The sequence below is a fragment of the Olivibacter sp. CPCC 100613 genome (genome assembly GCF_036959255.1).
In the GTDB taxonomy this organism is placed as follows: domain Bacteria; phylum Bacteroidota; class Bacteroidia; order Sphingobacteriales; family Sphingobacteriaceae; genus Olivibacter.
Genome location: NZ_JAWMTI010000006.1, coordinates 86368 through 106682, shown reverse-complemented (window position 1 = coordinate 106682; position 20315 = coordinate 86368). Strand labels below are relative to the sequence as shown.

Below are 20315 nucleotides of genomic sequence, written 5' to 3'. Positions count from 1 at the left end.
GTAATCATTATCTCGACCGTGGTGGCTCCTTGGGTGCCAACATGCGGCGTTGCATCTTACCCGGGTTTTCGCCCGCTATTTTTTTGAAAAGACGATTGAAATAGGATATGTTTTCAAAGCCCAGTTGATAGGCAAGTTCTTTGATGCTGATGTTCTTTACCAGCATTAGCAGTTGTGCCTGCTCGATCTTTTTCTGATTGATGTATTTTCCAGGCGTGCATTGCATCTGTTTGCTGAAAAGGCGAATGAAGTGATCTTCCGTCAGGCAGGATATTTGCGCCAGTTCTTTAATGCTTATTGGCTTGTCTATATTGCCGTGAATGTATTGAATAACCTTCAAAATGCGTTCATCCAGCCCTAAGTTTCTGTCAGAAGCCGCTACCAGAAAGCGCGATAAGATCTGTTTCAGGATACCCTCCGTTTCCATCTCTAACCCGGGGTGGTTTTGTGTATACTGACTGATGTTTTTTATCAACGTTGGCGAATTATCATAATCTTTCGGATCATAGGCTTGTAGTTCAAGCTTGGGATTGATAGCAGCCAAGCGCTTAATAAGGAAAACGAGTAACTCATCGGCTTTAATCTCAACGGGAAAATCGAGCATATCGAAAATACTCAGCTGTTTGCCTAAAGTTTCATAGATATGAATATAGTAAAGTGACAGCTTACCCGTGCAGCTATAACTATGTTTGGTATGGGGTGGTGTTAGGTACAAGTGTCCCGCTTTTAATGTATAGGAGTGATCTTCACGTAGGATTTCGGCCGATCCACTTTCGATGAAATGAATACGGGCAAAAGGACTGTGTATATTTTTCCAGTTCCAATCCGCATGATGAACGGCTTGCCCGACATTCAATAAGATAAATTCCCGTTTAGTCTTCTTTTCATCCATGCCATCTTTATGTTTTCTAAATATAATAAGAAAAGTCGATAAAGTACAGTTTTCAGTATGAATAAAGAATAAAACAATGAGAACTAGAGCAAGGTTTAACAGAAAGAAAAAATCGAAAAAGTGATATAATTTGTCGATAATGGACAAAACGGATACCATAGATATCCCTAGCTTTGAAAAGTTGGTAATATCCTGTTATAAAACCAAAGAATAAACTTTTTAACATCACCTTCATACCAATAAGAACATTTAAGAAGAAATTAATGAAAAGAAGAACTGTAATAAAGGCTTTGGGAATGGCTATCCCCTCACTTTGGGTGAGCAAATCAATGGTTGGGTCGAGTATTAATACATTGCATGCCCATGCGCCTATTGCAAAAGTCGATTTTAAACCGGATTGGAAATCGTTGGAGCAATATCAGGTTCCTGATTGGTTCCGTGATGCAAAATTTGGTATTTGGGCTCATTGGGGGCCACAATGTCAGCCCGAAAGAGGTGATTGGTATGCAAGGGGTATGTACCAGGAGGGCAGCGACCAATACAATTACCATGTGGAGAAGTACGGTCATCCCTCTAAATTCGGTTTTAAAGACGTAATCAACGAATGGAAGGCCGATCAGTGGGATCCCGAAAAGCTGTTGGATTTATATAAGCGTGCCGGCGCTCAATATTTTGTAGCACTAGCCAATCACCATGATAATATGGATCTTTATGATAGCAGTCACCAGCCTTGGAATTCAACCAAAATAGGGCCGAAAAAAGATTTGGTTGCCGGTTGGGCAAAGGCAGCCAAGAAACGCGGACTGCGTTTTGGTGTAAGTGTACACGCTGCACATGCCTGGACCTGGTATGAAACTGCCCAAGGGGCCGATAACAAGGGCCCACTCAAAGGTGTTCCCTATGACGGAAAGATAACAAAGGCCGAAGGAACCGGAAAATGGTGGGATGGTCTTGACCCGCAAGAGCTGTATGCGCAGAACCACCCTTTGAGCGAAAACAGCGAAGACCACAACATGATTCACCGCCAATGGAGCTGGGATGTGAGCTCGGGAGTGAGTGTTCCTTCCAAAGCTTATTGTGAAAACTTTCATGATCGGACAGTTGAGCTAATAGACAACTATGACCCCGATCTGGTTTATTTTGATGATACCGTACTCCCTCTTTGGCCAATTGATGATGCCGGCTTGCGGATTGCCGCTCATTACTACAATGTCAATCAGCAAAAAAATAAAGGAAAGTTGGAAGCGGTTATCAATGGTAAAATATTGAATGAGCAGCAACGAAAATGCATGGTATGGGATATAGAACGAGGGCAAAGCGACAAGATAGAAAAAGAGCCCTGGCAAACCTGTACCTGCATCGGATCTTGGCATTACGATCGACGAATCTATGACAATAAAAGTTACAAAAGTGCGAAAACGGTAATCCATACCCTGGCTGATATCGTCAGTAAGAATGGCAACCTTTTATTAAGCATACCACTCCGTGGCGATGGCTCCATTGATTCAGAAGCGTTGAAAACGGTGGAGGGGATCGCTTCCTGGATGAGCGTTAACAGTGAGGCTATCATTGCGACGAGGCCTTGGAAGGTGTTCGGCGAGGGGCCAGCGACTGAAGGTACCGCCCCACTATCTGGCCCAGGGTTCAATGAGGATAAGAACAAGCCTTTAACCGCTGAAGACATACGCTTCACAACAAAGGCCGGAATAATATATGCCATTCTAATGGGGCTGTCCGAGACTGGAAATGTTTTGATTAAAAATTTGAAGGTAGATAGTTATAAAGTAAAGAGAGTAACGCTCCTTGGTACTAGTAGTAAACTAAAATTCGAACAAACCCTGACTGGGTTAGCAGTGACCTTGCCTGAGGACATAGATAAGGACCAGCCAGCTTATGTACTTAAGATTAGTTAATAACTCATAGGATTTTTTATATAAATGATCGGTTATTGGTGAAAGTGTGCCCCGTAAGGGGCATTTTTGTTTAAGCTATAAAGACCATGGCGGTATTGTATAGCACTTCTTTTGTTTAAGAAGCGATCAGCGAAACAATCAGACCTTATTTGTTTAAAAGCAAATTCAAATTAATGCTAACGTTGGCGTTAAAAACTACCTAAATTACGCCGTTTGGCTAAAAAATGATGTTTTTTAACCTCTGATTAAACATTTTTGCTAAGAATATCGACATTTTTATAGGCTGTTCCTTTGTGCGTATAGATACTTTTGTTTCGTTGTGATCAACATATATAAACCAGCCCAAAAAGTCTTTACTTTTTTATGCAAATGATTTTATTGATAGGCGGATTGATCAACTTCTGAGTCACAAGAGTTATATACAATTTAACCTATGTTATAAGCTAACAATTATTTTATGGAATACCCAATTTTACAAACCTATGTTATGGGGCAAGGGCGATGGCTGAAACTTTTTGGCCTTGCTTTGATGGTCTCCTTTTTTATACTATCGACTTTGGATGTGCAAGCGCAGCATGCGGTAAAGGGAAGGGTAGTTGATGAATCAGGTAATGGCTTTCCAGGAGCCAGTATTCAAGTAAAAGGCACTACGATAGGAACCAAAACTAATGAAGATGGTTATTATTCGCTAAATGTACCAAGTGAAGATGCTGCCTTGGTTTTTTCCTATATGGGTTATATACCACAAGAAGTAAAAGTGTCAGGACAAACGTTAATTAATATAAACCTTTCCCAAAATGCGGAAATACTCTCTGAAGTAGTAGTGGTGGGTTATGGTACGCAGCGGAAAGAGTCGGTCACAGGTTCTGTGGCGTCGATTAGCGGAAGTGACTTAAATCAGGTGCCTACTCCGAATATCTCACAAGCATTGCAAGGGCGCTTGCCGGGCGTGCAATTAGCACAAACATCCACACGGCCGGGCGCAACCATGCAAATCCGTATCCGTGGTACACGTTCCTTAACAGCGGACAATAATCCGTTAATCGTTTTGGATGGTATCCCGTTTCCTGGTTCAATTGGAGACATTAATCCAAATGATATCAAAAGTATAGATGTGTTAAAGGATGCCTCCGCAACGGCTATATATGGTTCACGAGGTGCAAATGGCGTGATATTGGTAACCACTAACAAGGGGCGACAAGGTGAGCAGGCAAAGTTTAGTTATAATGCTTATTATGGCGCACAGACGTTATTTGCGCCATATCCCATGATGAACGGGGAGGAGTTTGTAGCTTTACGTAAGGCTGCCGGTATTTTTTCAAATGGCGTGGATGAAGCTGATCATGTGAACACAGACTGGCAGGATCTGAATTACCAAACCGGAGCAGTAAATAGTCATGACATTGGAATTTCGGGTGGTACGGAAAAGGGAAGCTATAATGTTGGGGCTGCATTCTATCAAAATCAAGGATTGATTCCTACGCAAGAATACAAAAGGTACTCGTTACGGAGTTCAATTGATCAAGGGATTGGTAAACACTTTCGTGTGGGTTTCACTACCAATAGCAATTATAATATAAGTGCAGGTAATCAGCTTGGGCTATTTGGAACATTGGCTGCTTCACCGATCCTTAACCCTTATAACGAAGATGGCACGCTGAAAAGAACCGTGAATACCGCGTTAGGCGACAATTACGTGTTGACGAGAAAAGTGGTAGAGGGGCTTCATGATGATGGGATGTGGCTCAATGAAACCAGGAGTTTTGCTACCTATAATTCGATGTATGGTGAGGTGAGTATCCCTTGGGTAGAAGGTTTGAAATACCGTGTTAACCTTGGGCTGGATTTTATTCAAAGTAATAATGGTAATTATACCGGAGAGGGTGTCAACAATGTGAATCCACAAACGATATCTACTGCGGGAATCAGTAACGCGCATACGTATCATTGGACCGTGGAAAATCTGATCACTTATGATAAGACGATCGCGGAAAAACATCATTTGAATTTCACTGGACTCTATTCTGCGGAACGACAAAAGTTTAATTCTTCGGCGATGTCGGCCAGGGATATTCCGTCTGAGGCTTTCCAGTTCTATAATCTAGGACAAGCCACGGGAGAGATTACGATAAATCCAGATCAGCAGAATTATACCTTATGGGGCTTGATGTCATGGATGGGAAGAGTTATGTATGATTATGATAATCGCTATATGCTATCGGCGACGCTTCGATCAGACGCTTCTTCTAGGTTGGCACCTGAACATCGTTGGCATACTTATCCTGCGGTGTCTGCGGGTTGGAATATCGCCAATGAATCGTTTATGAAAAGTCTGAGCTGGATAAATATGTTGAAGTTGCGTGTAGGCTACGGACAAACGTCCAATCAAGCCATTGCTCCTTATGCTACCTTAGGGCGTTTAAGCACAAGGCCTTACAATTTCGGTGAGGAAAATTATGCTGTTGGTTATTATGTAACCCAGCTGCCGAATAGCAACCTGGGGTGGGAATTTTCAGAAACGTGGAATTATGGGCTTGATTTTTCGTTGTTGAACAATCGTTTATCGGGTACAATTGAATATTATACAACCCATACGAAAGATTTATTGTTAGGTGTCGGTTTGCCACCTACTTCAGGTGTACAGAGTTATACAGCGAATATCGGGCAGACACAGAATAAGGGAATCGAGTTGACCTTAAATGGGAATATTTTAGCTGGTGGGCGAGACGGTTTAACCTGGGATCTCGGATTTAACCTTTATGCAAACCGGAATAAGCTGACTGCGCTTGCATCAGGCGCCACGCAGGATGTGGGCAACTCCTGGTTTGTTGGCTATAATATCAACGCAATTTATGACTATGAAAAAATAGGTTTATGGCAGGAAGGAGATTCCTATTTGAACATTTTGGAACCTGGGGGTAGTGTAGGAATGATTAAGGTGAAGTATACGGGTGGTTACAATGAAGACGGTACACCGGTTAGACCCGTTAATGCGGATGATCGACAAGTGATGAACGTTGATCCTGATTTTGAAGGTGGTTTTAATACGCGCTTAGCCTACAAAGGATTCGATTTAAGTGTGGTGGGTTTTTTCAAAAGCGGCGGATTACTGGTGAGTACTTTGTATGGATCAGGGGGCTACCTGAATACGCTCACTACCCGTAACAATAACGTGAAAGTCGATTATTGGACACCGGAGAATACAGATGCAAAGTATCCAAACCCTGCTGGGCCACTTAGCGGCGATAATCCGAAGTATGGTAGCACCTTAGGGTATTTTGACGCTTCCTTTTTGAAGCTGCGTACGATTTCTTTGGGGTACGACTTCAATCGAAGTTTAATTAAAAGCCCGAATATGCGCTTACGCGCATATTTTACCGTACAAAATCCTTTTGTTATGTTTTCTCCTTACCATCGTGAATCTGGCATGGATCCGGAAACGAACTCTTTCGGTGATGAAAATTCAGCGGTATCGTCTTATCCGAATCGGATCTTGACAATTGGTACGAATGCGCCTGCGACACGTAATTATGTAGTGGGTCTTAATCTCGTTTTTTAATTACCTAGGTTGCTAATCATTAAAGAAATAAAAAATGAAATCGATTATAAATATAAAACGTTATCTTACGGCTGCCTTGGCGCTATTGTTAATGGCTGGTTGCTCAAAAATTTTAGACGAACAGCCACGGAGTATTTTTACTCCAGATTATTTTTCCACTGAAAAAGGTGTTTTGGGGGGCATAACATCTATGTATGCACATTTGCGCTATTTATATGGCGAGGCCTATTATTATAATTCTTGTATCACGGGTACAGACGAAGCGACTTACGCACAGAGTGCAGATGGAAACTTTAGAGATATGGACTTGTCAGGTGTCGGGCAGATTAGTGCTACGAGCCACCCCACTAGTTTTGTATGGAATGTAAGCTTCCCGAATATAAATACGGCCAGTGGAATCATCGAAAATGCGGCTAATGTCGGCGTGGCTGAATCAATTGTGGCTGAAGCCCGTTTTTTTCGTGCCTTTGATTATTTTTTACTGGTGCAAACCTATGGGGGGGTGCCGCTGGATTTAGGTGCCGGCGAACTGCAATTCAATACCAACCCCGTTCGTTTTTCAGTGCGTAATACCGTGCCCGAAGTGTATACGAAAGCGATCTTTCCCGATTTACTCTTAGCGGTGGAGAATCTGCCGGATGCCGGACGGGTAACGGGTGGAGTAACAAAAACGCTTGCACGACTTTATTTAGCGAAAGCATATCTTACCTACGCGTGGTGGCTTGAAAACCCAAATAACATCCCTACTTATCCAGAGGTTGGGAGAACCGATCCGGACGGACATGACGCGACGTGGTATTTTCAACAGGCTTACAATATAGCGGTGGAAGCTATTGATTCTCCGGGTCCCTTTGGATTACAACCAAGTTATTATGACATACACATTGGATCTAATGATCGCAACAATGAGATTTTACTGTATGCGGATCATACGGAGAAGAGTGCATTTTATAATGGAGGAAGTTTAGAGTACGGAAGCGGTGGTGCCCCTGATAATTTCGCTGTTTGGATGTTTACCTGGAATTACACGCTGCTTAGAAGTAGTAGTGATGCTTCTTGGTCGAATGCCGTGAGCTCCGTGCAGCGCGAGGCAGTGCAGTCGTTGGGTCGCCCCTGGACGCGGATGGCGCCAACCATCGATGTGATAAAAAATACCTTTGCGGATAAAATAAATGATTCCAGATATGATGGCACCTTTGTGACCGTTTATCGCGGAAATTGGCCAAAGGCCGGAGTTTCTCAGACGATCTTATACAATGCGAATAACTTACCGGTGAATCCGGGGGATCCGATATTGACGTTTTTGAACGAAGAACCGGAAACACCAATTGATTATACGAATTGGGCAACAAAAAGTAATGTCGGTGCCGGAGCCTTGCCAGGTCGGGCAGATTTTGTTATTTCGCCGGAAGGACTTAGCAGGTTAAGACATCCCGGACTTTGGAAATTGGGAACCTATCGCACGGATAATGGCGATGGCCTAGGTCAGCCAAATGCAGGAAGTACAAGGCCTTTCAATATTGCCAAATTTTCTGAACTTTATTTTATAGCCGCAGAAGCAGCCGTAAAAGGGGCTGCGGCACAGGGAGGAAAATCCGCTAGAGAACTCATTAATGTGATCCGGGCACGGGCGGGAAAATGGACGTTTGACAATGCAGGGAATATGGAAAAGATGGCGGATTACAGTGAACAAATGACAACTGCTACGCCTACAATGATTGATATTAACTATATCTTGGCTGAGCGTTCTCGGGAGTATTACGGAGAAGGTTACCGTTGGTATGATTTAGTACGGACGCAAAAATGGACTGAACTGTCTTCTAGCTATCGTATAGGTGGTAGCGGTATTGGCGATCATACGCCGACGACAGTAACGCGTAGTATTCAGCCCTTCCACTATCTGCGTCCTATACCACAAGGGCAATTAGATGGTATGCAAATGACGGAGGCGGAAAAAGCTGCGTATCAAAATCCGGGATATAATTAGTTATAAAATAATGAAGGCGGCATATTATGGTGGTTGTCAATTAAAACAAACGATGAAAAGATTCTTAATTTTAAGTGGGGCGTTACTGATGATATTGATTCCCTTAAATAGTATAGCCCAAAATCGAAAAGCACAAAATCCTGTTATTTTTTCAGATGTGCCGGATATGTCGATGATCCGTGTTGGAGATACCTATTATATGAGTAGTACGACGATGCATATGAATCCGGGCTTACCTTTAATGAAGTCCAAAGATCTGGTCAACTGGGAACTAATTGGTTACACGCATCAGGCTTTGGCCGATATGGATGAACTCAATTTGAGTAATGGTAAAAATAGCTATGGGAAAGGCTCTTGGGCCAGTAGCCTTCGATATCACAAGGGGACGTATTATGTAAGTACATTTGCACAGACTACGGGCAAAACCTATATCTATATGACGAAGGATATAGAAAAAGGTCCTTGGGAAATAAAAGAGTTCAAGCCGAGCATGCACGATCATACACTTTTTTTTGAGAACGATAAAGCATATATGATTTGGGGCAGCGGGCAACTGCATATCGTGGAGTTATTGCCAGACTTTTCCGGTATAAAACCAGAAACCCAACAGGTGTTGATCGATAATGCAACTTTACCCAGCACACCTAGTGGTACCCAAGGTGGACTACCGGCAGAAGGTTCACAACTGTTTAAAGTAAATGGTAAGTATTACTTGTTCAACATTTCTTGGCCTCCAGGGGGCATGCGTACCGTCATTGTCCATCGTGCTGATCAATTGAAAGGACCTTATGAAGGACGGGTGATGTTGCAGGATAAAGGGGTAGCACAAGGAGGCTTGATTGATCGACCTAATGGCGAATGGTACGCTTATCTGTTCCAAGATTATGGTGCGGTTGGTCGTATTCCGTTTTTGGTACCGGTTCAATGGAAGGATGGTTGGCCAGTTTTGGGCATTGATGGTAAGGTGCCCGAGGCGCTAAATCTACCTCCAAGTAAAGGCTTGGTTCCAGGCATCGTTAATTCGGATGATTTCAGCCGCAAAAAAGGGGAGCCAAACTTGCCGCCGGTATGGCAGTGGAATCATAATCCAGTGGATAGCCTTTGGTCGGTAACTGAGCGTAAAGGATATCTGCGGTTGAAAACCGGCCGCATTGATACCAACTTCCTACAAGCAAGAAATACATTAACGCAACGTACAATAGGTCCTACTTGTAGTGGCACTATTGCCCTAGAAGTGGCCGAAATGAAAGATGGTGATTTTGCAGGGTTGTCTCTTTTGCAAAAAAAATATGGCATACTCGGTGTCCGATCGGCGGGTAATCAAAAGTATTTGGTCATGATTAATGCTTCAAGTGATAGTCCTAAAGAGCTTGCAAAAGTTCCATTAAATCAGCAGCGCGTATATCTGAAAGCTGCATGCGATTTTAGGGATAAGAAGGATGTTGCCAATTTCTTTTTTAGTCTAGATGGGAAAAAATGGATTTCCATTGGAACACCATTGAAAATGACATATACCTTACCTCACTTTATGGGGTATCGATTTGGATTATTTAATTACGCAACTAAAAATGCAGGAGGATATGTGGATGTTGATTTTTTTGATTACAAAACCATAAATGATGAAGATAAATAACCTGACAACAGTTCGATCTATCTTTCGATTTTTGGTGCTAATGGGTTTGATGTTACAGATGAACCCACTTGTGATGGCTGCGACCACTGATGTACCGGTATACGTTGATTTTGCGGAGCAACCGGGTTATCTGCCTCTGGTGGAAGGTGCTAATACAATTCCTATTGTGCGGGGAGAAAATGAAGCGGAGGCTGTTGTTTGGGCAATAGATCAGCTGCGACAAGATTTTGAAAAGGTAACGGGTGTTAAGCCTACAGCAGCACATAATCAAGTGCCGAAAGGAAGTAAAACATTGCTCTTAATAGGAACCTTGGGTCAGAATCCATTGATCGATCAATTAGTAAAACAGAAAAAGATCGATGTATCTGCAATCCATGGGCAGTGGGAAGCATCGTTAACGCAAACGATAGACAACCCGTTACCAGGTGTTGAAAAAGCCTTACTTATCGTGGGGAGTGATCGGCGTGGAACAATTTATGGTATTTATGAGCTATCTAAACAGATGGGTGTCTCCCCTTGGTATTGGTGGGCAGACGTTCCCATACAGCGGCATCCCGCTGTCTATGCCCGTTCGATCAGGGCAATCAGCCGGCCGAAAGTAAAGTATCGAGGCATTTTTCTGAACGACGAAGCACCCGCATTATCTGGTTGGGCCAAAGAAAAGTTTGGGGGCTTTAACCATGAATTTTATAAGCATGTTTTTGAGCTTATTCTGCGCCTAAAAGGTAATTACCTCTGGCCGGCTATGTGGGGAAGCGCTTTCTATGATGATGATCCCGAAAATGCAATTTGGGCCGATAGGATGGGAGTGGTTATGGGTACATCACATCATGAACCGCTGACTAGGGCCCATGATGAATGGCGACGTTATGGTGAAGGACCGTGGGACTATCAGAAAAATGAGGAAAACCTTCGGAATTTTTGGCGAGATGGTATCCGTAGGATGGGAGCAAGAGAAAGCCTCGTTACGATTGGCATGCGTGGTGATGGAGACGAGCCTATGAGCGAGGAGAACAACATTCAGCTATTGGAGCGAATTGTGAACGATCAACGAAAAATTATTGGAAAGGAGACAGGCAAAGCAGCAAAAGAAACACCGCAACTATGGGCACTCTATAAGGAAGTGCAGGATTATTATGATAGGGGAATGCGTGTACCTGATGATGTAACCCTGTTACTTTGCGACGATAATTGGGGAAATATACGTAAACTACCCGACCTTACTGCGAAAAAAAGAAGTGGAGGCTATGGAATTTATTACCATTTCGATTACGTAGGGGGTCCTAGAAATTCCAAATGGATTAATGTAAGCCAGGTGCAGCGGGTCTGGGAGCAGATGAACCTAGCCTATCAATATGGTGTAGATCAGATATGGATTGTAAATGTGGGTGATTTAAAACCGATGGAATATCCGATTTCATTCTTTCTGGATATGGCATGGAACCCCGATCAGTTTAAAGCATCCAATTTATTACAACATACCGAAGCTTGGTGCGCACAGCAGTTCGGCGAACAATATGCAAAAGAATCGGCCCGTTTGATTAATACCTATACGAAATATAATCATCGTGTTACACCCGAGTTGTTAGACGAAAATACTTATAGTTTGCAGCATTATGGTGAGTTTGAACAGGTGGTTATGGACTATCGCAATTTATTGATTGATGCCATGAGGCTTTACTATATATTGCCCCAACAATATAGGGATGCCTTTGATGAATTGGTGCTTTTTCCGATCAATGCCTGTTCCAATTTATATGAAATGTACTATGCTGTAGCCAAAAATAAATATTTTGCCAGTAAGAATGACGAACAGGCTAACTATTGGGCTGATAAGGTAAAAGCCTGTTTTGAACGCGATTCGATATTAACCGTACATTATAATAAAGATATAGCAAATGGGAAATGGTCACATATGATGGATCAGGTACGGATTGGCTATAAGATCTGGCAGGAACCACGCAAAAGTACCATGCCTCATGTAAGCTATTTGCCTACCATGAAGCCGATGCCCAAAATTTTCATGGAAGTCGAGGGTTATGTATCAATGGAGGCTGAAAATTATGATGCTAGTAGTGGCGGTGGTGGCGTTTCGTGGACGGTCATACCTGATCTCGGAAAAACACTTTCTGGCGTGACAACTTCTCCTGTGACAAAAACTCCGGATGAGCAGGTATATCTCGAGTATAAGGTAGATCTCCGGACGACGGGCGAAGTGAAATTGGTGATATTAACCTCGCCAAGCTTAAATTTCAATGCGAATAAAGGCTTGCGTTACGCAGTGTCAATCGACGGAGGAGCGGAGCAAGAAGTGAATATCAATGGACATTATAGAGGGGAGCTGGGGGAGTGGCAGGCGAAGCGGATTATAGAAACCGCTACTACACACCTCATTGAAAAGCCCGGACTTCATACGCTTCGCATCCGCCCATTGGATCCAGGTATTGTGTTTCAGAAGATTCTATTGGATATGGGTGGATTGAAACCTTCGTATTTAGGCCCTCCACAAAGTGAATACAAACGAAGATGAGAATACGATCATACAGACAGAAGACAAAAAACAATAATAGAATTTATATGATGAAGAAAACTAAAAGTAAGTCGTTGCGCTTTCCGATCGGTCCTGTTTTTTTACTTGTATTTTTTGCGTTTTTTCCATGGCCTTCGCGAGCGCAGATAAACAATAATGCCGAGAATCGATTGAATTCCACTCCGCTTTTTACCTATTTTAAATATGAGGGAAAGGATGAGGTCTATAAAAAAAATCCGTTAAACACTAATGAGTTCTATACGCCGATATTGCAGGGTTGTTATCCCGATCCAAGCATTACCCGCCGCGGCAATGATTATTACTTGGTAAACTCGTCTTTCGCGTTCTTTCCGGGGGTTCCTATTTTTCATTCCAATGATTTGGTAAACTGGAAACAAATCGGTCATGTGCTTGATAGACCTTCGCAGCTGAAGGTAACAAATGCGGGTATGAGCGAGGGAATATATGCACCGGATATTAGCTACAATCCTCATAACGAGACCTTTTATATGATCACAACTCAGTTTGCGGGGGGGATAGGGAACATGGTGGTAAAAACGAAAGATCCACTGAAGGGATGGAGCGACCCGATTAAACTTGATTTTGAAGGAATTGATCCAGCGCTGTTTTTTGACGACAACGGAAAAGCTTACGTTGTGCATAACGATGCACCCGAGAAGGGCAAGGAGCAATATAATGGTCATCGAGTTATAAAAATATGGGATTACGATTTGGAGCGTGATCAGATCATACCAGGTTCAGATAGGGTGATTGTTGACGGTGGCGTCGATATCAGTAAGAAGCCTATCTGGATAGAAGGCCCGCATCTCTATAAAAGAAATGGGCGGTATTATTTGATGTGTGCAGAAGGTGGTACGGGGGATCAACATAGTGAAGTTGTTTTTGTTAGCGAAAACCCTAAAGGACCTTTCAAACCAGCACCTAAAAATCCGATTCTGAGTCAACGGCATTTGCCAAAGGATAGAGAAAATAAGGTGGATTGGGCAGGCCATGCCGATTTGGTGGAAGGTCCCGATGGGAAATATTACGGTGTTTTTTTAGGTGTTAGACCTAATGAGGCAAACCGTGTGAACACCGGTAGGGAGACCTTCTTATTGCCCGTTGATTGGTCCGGTGAGTTCCCCGTGTTTGAGGGGGGGCTAGAGCCAATGCCTGTGAAATTGAAAGTGCCATCAGGTGTGATAAACAAGACCGGAAAAAATGGCTTTCTGCCCAATGGAAACTTTGTGTTTAATGATGATTTTAAGGGAAAGACCTTGGATTTGCGATGGATCGGTGTAAGAGGCCCTCGAGAAAACTTCATCCAAATCGGTCGAGAAGGACTACGAATAAAACCTTTCGAAGTTAACATGAACGAAGTGAAGCCCACCTCGACCCTGTTTTATAGACAACAACATAAAAATTTTTCTGCAACAGTCCGTATGTCCTATCAACCGACATCCGAAAAAGAACTTGCAGGGATTGTTTGCTTACAAAAGGAGACGTTTCATTATGTCTTCGGTATTACCAAAAAACAGCAACAGCATTACCTTGTTTTACAACGCACGCAGAATGGTCAATCTGAACTTATCGCGAGTGAACCAATTGAGGAAGGCAAAGCCATTGAATTGCAGGTTTCGGCCGAAGGGGATCGTTACCAATTCAACTATGCTTTTGACGGAAAGAATTTTAAAAACCTGGGTGGGACTGTTTCGGGAGATATCCTGTCAACGGATGTAGCCGGTGGCTTTACCGGTGCACTTATTGGACTATATGCTACCAAGGCAAATGATATAAGCCCAAAAAGCGATTAAACGCCGAAGGCAGCATGGTGCTTATAAAAGCGAGTAAAAAAATAAATAAAAGAAAATAATTGGATGAAAACAACAGGTTGTGCTCTTTTAATTGGACTAATTGCATTGACATGCAGTTGTTTAGCACAGGATAAGCTTGGAGCTGCACCAGTGGGCTTCGATAAACTGCAGAACAATATTCCACAGGGTAAAATTGATACGATATCTTATCCATCTACTGTAGTAGGGAAAGATCGTAAGGCACTCATCTATACACCGCCTGGCTTTTCCGTCAAGAAAAAGTATCCGGTTTTATATCTTTTGCATGGCATTGGAGGAGATGAAAAAGAATGGTTTATTAATGGGCAACCGCATATCATCTTGGATAATCTATATGCAGAAGGGAAAATAGAACCAATGTTGGTTGTACTCCCGAATGGCCGTGCAATGGAGGATGATCGTGCTGTTGGCAATGTTTTCGACAGTGTAAAAGTACAAGCCTTTGCTCGATTTGAACAAGAGCTGCTCCAGGACTTGATACCTTTTATCGAGCAAAATTATCCGGTGTATACTGATCAGGAACATCGTGCATTGGCGGGGCTTTCAATGGGAGGGGGACAGTCATTAAATTTCGGCCTCGGTCATCTTGAGAGCTTTGCTTGGATAGGTGGTTTCTCGTCGGCCCCTAATACTAAAATGCCCGAAGAACTTGTTCCTGACGCCGCTTACGCTAAAAGCAAGCTTAAGCTTCTATGGATTTCATGTGGAGATGAAGATCGCTTAATCACCTTTAGCAGCCGACTGCATGATTATTTGGAAAAACACCAAGTGCCCCATATTTATTACGTTGAATCCGGTGGACACGATTTTAAAGTATGGAAGAACGACCTGTACTGGTTCAGCCAAAAATTATTTAAATGACCATTGTGTCTCGCAAAAAGTTGTTGCGTTTTAATAGAATGATTATCGAACCTTTATTTTATACATCCCACTTGGAAGCACCCAAGTGGGGCAAGGTGCTTGGCTTGTCTATTCCGTTGCAACCCGTGGTCAGATGTCCATCCGTGAATCGGAGTCACCCTCTTGCGCAATGGCCATGCCCTTCGTTCGTCGATTCACTGATTTTCGGATGCTTCGCTTGGTAACTGGGCAGGCCATCTTTGACTGCCAGTTGCTGCCTCAATAGACTAGGCCATTGACATCCTTCGGAACGGTTTTGCAAAGGGGCTATAACGCAGGGCACAACGGCCTTCCAGGATGAGCGTAAAGAAAATTCGGTTAGCAGGGCAGGCCAAAGTGTTATGCGAAAAAGCGAAGGGAAGGAACTGTGAATGGGGGCGGCTCCGCAGAACAGAGGGATGGAAACCGAATTTTTAGTGAGAACTGGATCGCCTTGATTTTGCTCAACTTTTATCAAGAAAAGTTGATTAAGAAGAAGGTTCCTTTAATATAGACACCTTCTCCTGTATTATTAAAGCAAAACCTTTGTTTTAAAGCAAAAAGCCGATGGTCCTATCAATAAATTATAGTACTTATTTCTTGTAAATGAGTGTTAAAATTGCCAACGTTGGTTGTGTTTGTAACATGTTAATAATGAAATATTTATTTTTTAGTGTCGCTAAAACGTTTATTGAGTATTTTTATATGAAAATATAGTTCTAATTTCTTATTTTGGCATCAACTAACTAATTAATCAGTTTTTCTGAAAGGAGCCTGTTATGATGCGAAGCAATACTTGTCGTTACGCTATATTGGTCACTTTTTGTCTATGTTTTTTTGCTTGCGTTATACATGGGCTCGAGTTACCTACTGGTTTTAATAGCTATTCTACAAAAGATGGTCTTTCCTCCAATACGGTGTTTGGTATTTGGAAGGACCGCTTTGGTTTGTTATGGTTGGCTACCGAAGATGGCCTCAACCGGTTTGATGGAACGAATTTTAAGGTATATCGGCACAATCCCCAACAAAATGGAAGTCTCCGGGCAAACCACATTACCGCTTTGTACGAAGGTAAAGATGGATGTCTTTGGATCGGAACTAATGGGGGTGCCTTGAGTTTTTATGATCGTCATAAAGATGCCATCATTAATTACAGGGGACAACCGCTCCGAAAAAAATTCAGTACGGCTATTACGAGCATCGGGGATGATAGCCGAGGAAATATTTGGGTCGCTTCCTATGGTGCTTTATATATCTTTAATCCCCATACGAAGCGCCTCGTTGATCATGACGGCTATGTTAAATTGATGCGCACTTTTTCCGGAAAGAATACATTTGTTGTTTTTAGAGATAAAAAACAACAAATGTGGATCGGTACAGATAGCGGTCTGTATGTTTATGACCATAAGCTCAAATTATTGGGTACATTTAAACATCGGGATTCCGACAAGCGGAGCCTGGCAGACGATTATGTAACCTCCATCGCAGAGGATGGGGTGGGGCATCTTTGGGTGGGAACAATGGGGGGGCTCAGTATGTTGGAAAAGGAGAAATGGACATTCGTAAACTATCATTCAACCTCAGCGGCATTAAAAATCAGTAGTGATAAAGTATATGCTTTGACCCCCGATGGTGTCAACGGGCTTTGGATAGGTACCGACGAAGGTTTAGATGTATTGGATGTGTCCGCTCTCAAAATCCATAGTTTTAAACCGGATAAACGAAATATGCAGAGTTTAAGCAGCCGATCGATCCGTTCTATTTTTATTGATAGTGCAGGGATTTACTGGGTAGGTACTTATCAGGGCGGGCTCAATAAATATGACAAAAACCTGAGTCAATTTAATTTGAAGGAGGGGAATATTTTCGACCCTTATGGGCTGCATTCGTCGATTGTAACGGCTTTTGCGGAATATGACCAGAAGGTATTTGTCGGTACCGATGGAGGGGGGATACATCTATATGATCGTTCCTCGAATTTGTTGAAACATATGGAGATACCTAAGCTAAAACGTGATTGCGAACATGACTTGAGCGTCTTGGCTATGGAAATGGGACATAACAATCGCTTGTGGTTGGGAACTTATATGGATGGCCTGTTTTTATACGATCCTAAAAGCAAACGTAGCAAGCAATATATAAAGGGCAAGGGGGAGAAGCATTTAAACCATGCCGATATTTTTTGTCTGAAAGAAGACAGAAAGGGCAACCTTTGGATTGGAACAAATGGTGGAGGGGTTAATTTGCTGTATGTCGACAGCGATCGTATAGATAAATTTGTCCATACAGCGATACGCGAAGATGACCCGAAACAACCTGCGAGTAATTACATCCGGTCCATTGAAGAGGATCAAGACGGTCGCATTTGGATCGGTACCTTTGGGTCCGGGATCTCTATCTATCATCCTGAAAATAACAGGTTTTCATTTTACAATAAAGGCAATAGTGGGTTGCCCAGTAATTACGTGTTAACCATTAAGGAAGATCGAGCAGGGAATATTTGGGTTGGCACGGGAGGCAATGGAGTAGGATATCTAAAAAAAGGAAGCGAAAAGTTTATCACCCTATCAGAAAATGATGGTTTGATCAACGGAGTGGTTCAGAAAATTCTTGAGGATAATTCCGGCAAGTTGTGGTTCAGTACCAATAAAGGATTAAGTTCGTATGATGTTAAAGAAAATAGTTTTAAAAATTATTCTTATCATGCCGGTTTGCAGACAGGTGCCTTCATGTTGGGGTCGGGTTTGTGTCTTAGCGACGGCGAAATTTTCTTCGGTGGACAAAAGGGCTTCAACCATTTTAATCCGGCACAATTAAAGATAAATAAAAACGTGCCGCCAGTGATTTTAACGGATCTGAAAATCGATAATCAGCAGATTTCACCTGCAAAAGAAGGCCCAATTGGCATTTCGCTATTGATGGCTGACGAGATACGATTGGCCTATAAACAAAACTTTTCGATCTCTTTTGAAGCATTGAATTTTACGGTGCCCGAAGAGAATCGATATCGGTACAAACTGGAGGGATTTGACAAAAATTGGATTGCAGCAGAGAGGGAACATCGTGCCTATTATACGAATTTGGATCCGGGCGAGTATATATTCCATGTACAAGCAAGTAATAACGATGGCATTTGGAATTACGAAGGTAGAAAGATACGGATTGTGGTGGCCCCTCCCTTTTGGCGTACCATCTATGCCTATATCGTATACACACTGCTAATAGGAGGTGTTTTATTGTATATACGTCATCGCGGTATAAAGAAACTCGAAACAAAGTTTGCATTGGAACAAGAGCGACTGCATGCGAAACAGCTTTTAGAGCAAGAACGGAAAGAAGCCGAGCATTTACATCAATTGGATCGGATGAAAATCAAATTCCTCACAAATCTGAGTCACGAATTTCGTACGCCGATTTCGCTCATTATGGGCCCAGTTGATAATTTGATAGAACAGGCACGGGAACCAGGGCAATCCAGCCAGCTGAATTTGATTAAGCGAAATACCCGTCGATTACTGAACCTAGTGAATCAACTGCTTGATTTTAGAAAAATGGAGGAGAAGGAATTACGTCTGCAGTGTACGCCGGGTAATTTTGTTTTCTTTATTGAAGAAGTCAGTGATTCCTTTAACGATCTCGCAAACCGAAAAAAAATCGATTATGCATTTTATACCTCCTTATCAACCGCATCCGTATGGTTCGACCACGATAAGATCGAACGGATCTTGTTCAATCTCTTATCCAATGCGTTCAAATTTACCCCGGAGGGTGGAGCAATATCCGTAAACTTGGAGGAGGTACAGCATGATACGAGTGATGAGTTTATTTCCTTGCATATTGCGGTAAAAGACTCGGGCATTGGTATTCCGAAGAAAGCCCAACAGCGAATATTTGATAGTTTCTTTCAATATGACACAGGAGTAGCGATACTGAACCAGGGGACAGGTATCGGCTTATCCATTGCTCGCACCTTTGTAAATATGCATGATGGTAAATTACAAGTAATAAGCGAACCCGGTAAAGGAAGTGTTTTTTCTTTTGATGTGAAGCTTAAACGGGCAACGTCTTCATTAGACGGAACAATGCCGGTGGCACACGAAACAACGCTGACCAGGCTATACGATAAGGTGCCAATGGAACATGAGTTGGTTGCTCCGCATGCTTCCGTTCTTATTATAGAGGATGACGATGATTTTCGCTTTTATATCAAAGATAACTTAAAATCTTTCTATCGGGTATTTGAAGCTACCGATGGAAAGGAGGGATGGCAACGGGCCCTTTTTCATCACCCGGATATCATTGTTTGTGATATTCAAATGCCGGTGATGAATGGACTGGATTTGGTGCGGAAATTGAAGTCGGATAAACGAACGAAGCATATTCCGGTTATTTTGCTGACCGCATCGAATGAAGAAAAAGGGCTCTTGCTTGGTTTGGAATCAGGAGCAACGGATTATATGACTAAGCCTTTTGACTTTGCCGTCTTGCAGACGAAGATCGCTAATTTATTGTCTTTAAACCAAGCGTTTAAAGACACTTATTCAAGGCAGATAAGTGTTACCGTACCCGAAGATGAAGTCGTTTCTGAACGAGAAAAGTTTTTACAGAAAGTTGTCGCTTATATACACGAAAATATGGGCAATAGCCAATTGTCAGTCGAAAGTGTAAGTGCACACCTGTTTATTAGTAGGGCATCACTTTATAACCGCCTATTGGAATTTACCGGTATGACGCCAGTTGAATTTATACGGACCGCGAAATTAGAACGAGCAGCCTATTTACTGGAGAAGAGCGATATGAATGTGGCTGAGGTGGCTTATGAGACCGGCTTTGCCAATCCTAATTATTTCACTAAAGTCTTTAAAGCGAAATACCAGTTAACCCCTTCTGAGTTTATGCAATCAGTTTCCAAGAACAGGGAGATCTTCGTAGAGTGAGGGAAGTATAGGGAAGAAATTGAAATTTTAGCTAGATTTAAACATTTTTATCTTTTTTTTCTCAATTAACATCGGCGTAATCATTCAGTAAACGGATACTTTTGATAAGTACTTATTAACAATATATTCGTA

The 20315-nt window shown here is 42.5% G+C and carries 10 protein-coding genes; 8 read left to right on the top strand and 2 right to left on the bottom strand.

Annotated features, from left to right (window positions below; all coding sequences use genetic code 11):
* Positions 1-7 precede the first annotated feature (7 nt).
* Complete coding sequence (locus RYH73_RS18635; protein ID WP_335314980.1) at positions 8-892, bottom strand: AraC family transcriptional regulator; 885 nt, start codon at positions 890-892, stop codon at positions 8-10.
* Between the two features lie 263 nt (positions 893-1155).
* Between RYH73_RS18635 and RYH73_RS18630 the strand changes: the two genes are divergently transcribed.
* The 7 genes from RYH73_RS18630 (at position 1156) to RYH73_RS18600 (ending at position 15228) form a co-directional block, all read left to right on the top strand.
* Complete coding sequence (locus RYH73_RS18630; RefSeq protein ID WP_335314979.1) at positions 1156-2805, top strand: alpha-L-fucosidase; 1650 nt, start codon at positions 1156-1158, stop codon at positions 2803-2805.
* Between the two features lie 457 nt (positions 2806-3262).
* Positions 3263-6364: a SusC/RagA family TonB-linked outer membrane protein gene (locus RYH73_RS18625; RefSeq protein ID WP_335314978.1), complete on the top strand. Its 3102-nt coding sequence runs from the start codon at positions 3263-3265 to the stop codon at positions 6362-6364.
* A gap of 34 nt (positions 6365-6398) precedes the next feature.
* Positions 6399-8351 (top strand): RagB/SusD family nutrient uptake outer membrane protein, encoded by a 1953-nt coding sequence (locus RYH73_RS18620; RefSeq protein ID WP_335314977.1) that lies wholly within the window; start codon positions 6399-6401, stop codon positions 8349-8351.
* 52 nt (positions 8352-8403) lie between these two features.
* A complete protein-coding gene (locus tag RYH73_RS18615; RefSeq protein WP_335314976.1) occupies positions 8404-9984 on the top strand; it encodes a glycoside hydrolase family 43 protein in 1581 nt (526 codons plus the stop codon).
* A complete protein-coding gene (locus tag RYH73_RS18610; RefSeq protein WP_335314975.1) occupies positions 9968-12514 on the top strand; it encodes a glycosyl hydrolase 115 family protein in 2547 nt (848 codons plus the stop codon). Before RYH73_RS18615 ends, RYH73_RS18610 begins: the two co-directional genes overlap by 17 nt.
* Positions 12515-12561: 47 nt before the next feature.
* Complete coding sequence (locus tag RYH73_RS18605; RefSeq protein ID WP_335314974.1) at positions 12562-14328, top strand: glycoside hydrolase family 43 protein; 1767 nt, start codon at positions 12562-12564, stop codon at positions 14326-14328.
* 63 nt (positions 14329-14391) lie between these two features.
* Positions 14392-15228, top strand: a complete 837-nt coding sequence (locus RYH73_RS18600) for an alpha/beta hydrolase (protein ID WP_335314973.1) — start codon at positions 14392-14394, stop codon at positions 15226-15228.
* 154 nt (positions 15229-15382) lie between these two features.
* On the opposite strand, the gene RYH73_RS18595 is transcribed toward RYH73_RS18600, so the two are convergent.
* Positions 15383-15724, bottom strand: a complete 342-nt coding sequence (locus tag RYH73_RS18595; protein ID WP_335314972.1) for a hypothetical protein — start codon at positions 15722-15724, stop codon at positions 15383-15385.
* A gap of 301 nt (positions 15725-16025) precedes the next feature.
* Between RYH73_RS18595 and RYH73_RS18590 the strand changes: the two genes are divergently transcribed.
* Positions 16026-20183, top strand: a complete 4158-nt coding sequence (locus tag RYH73_RS18590; RefSeq protein ID WP_335314971.1) for a hybrid sensor histidine kinase/response regulator transcription factor — start codon at positions 16026-16028, stop codon at positions 20181-20183.
* The last annotated feature ends 132 nt before the right edge of the window (positions 20184-20315 follow it).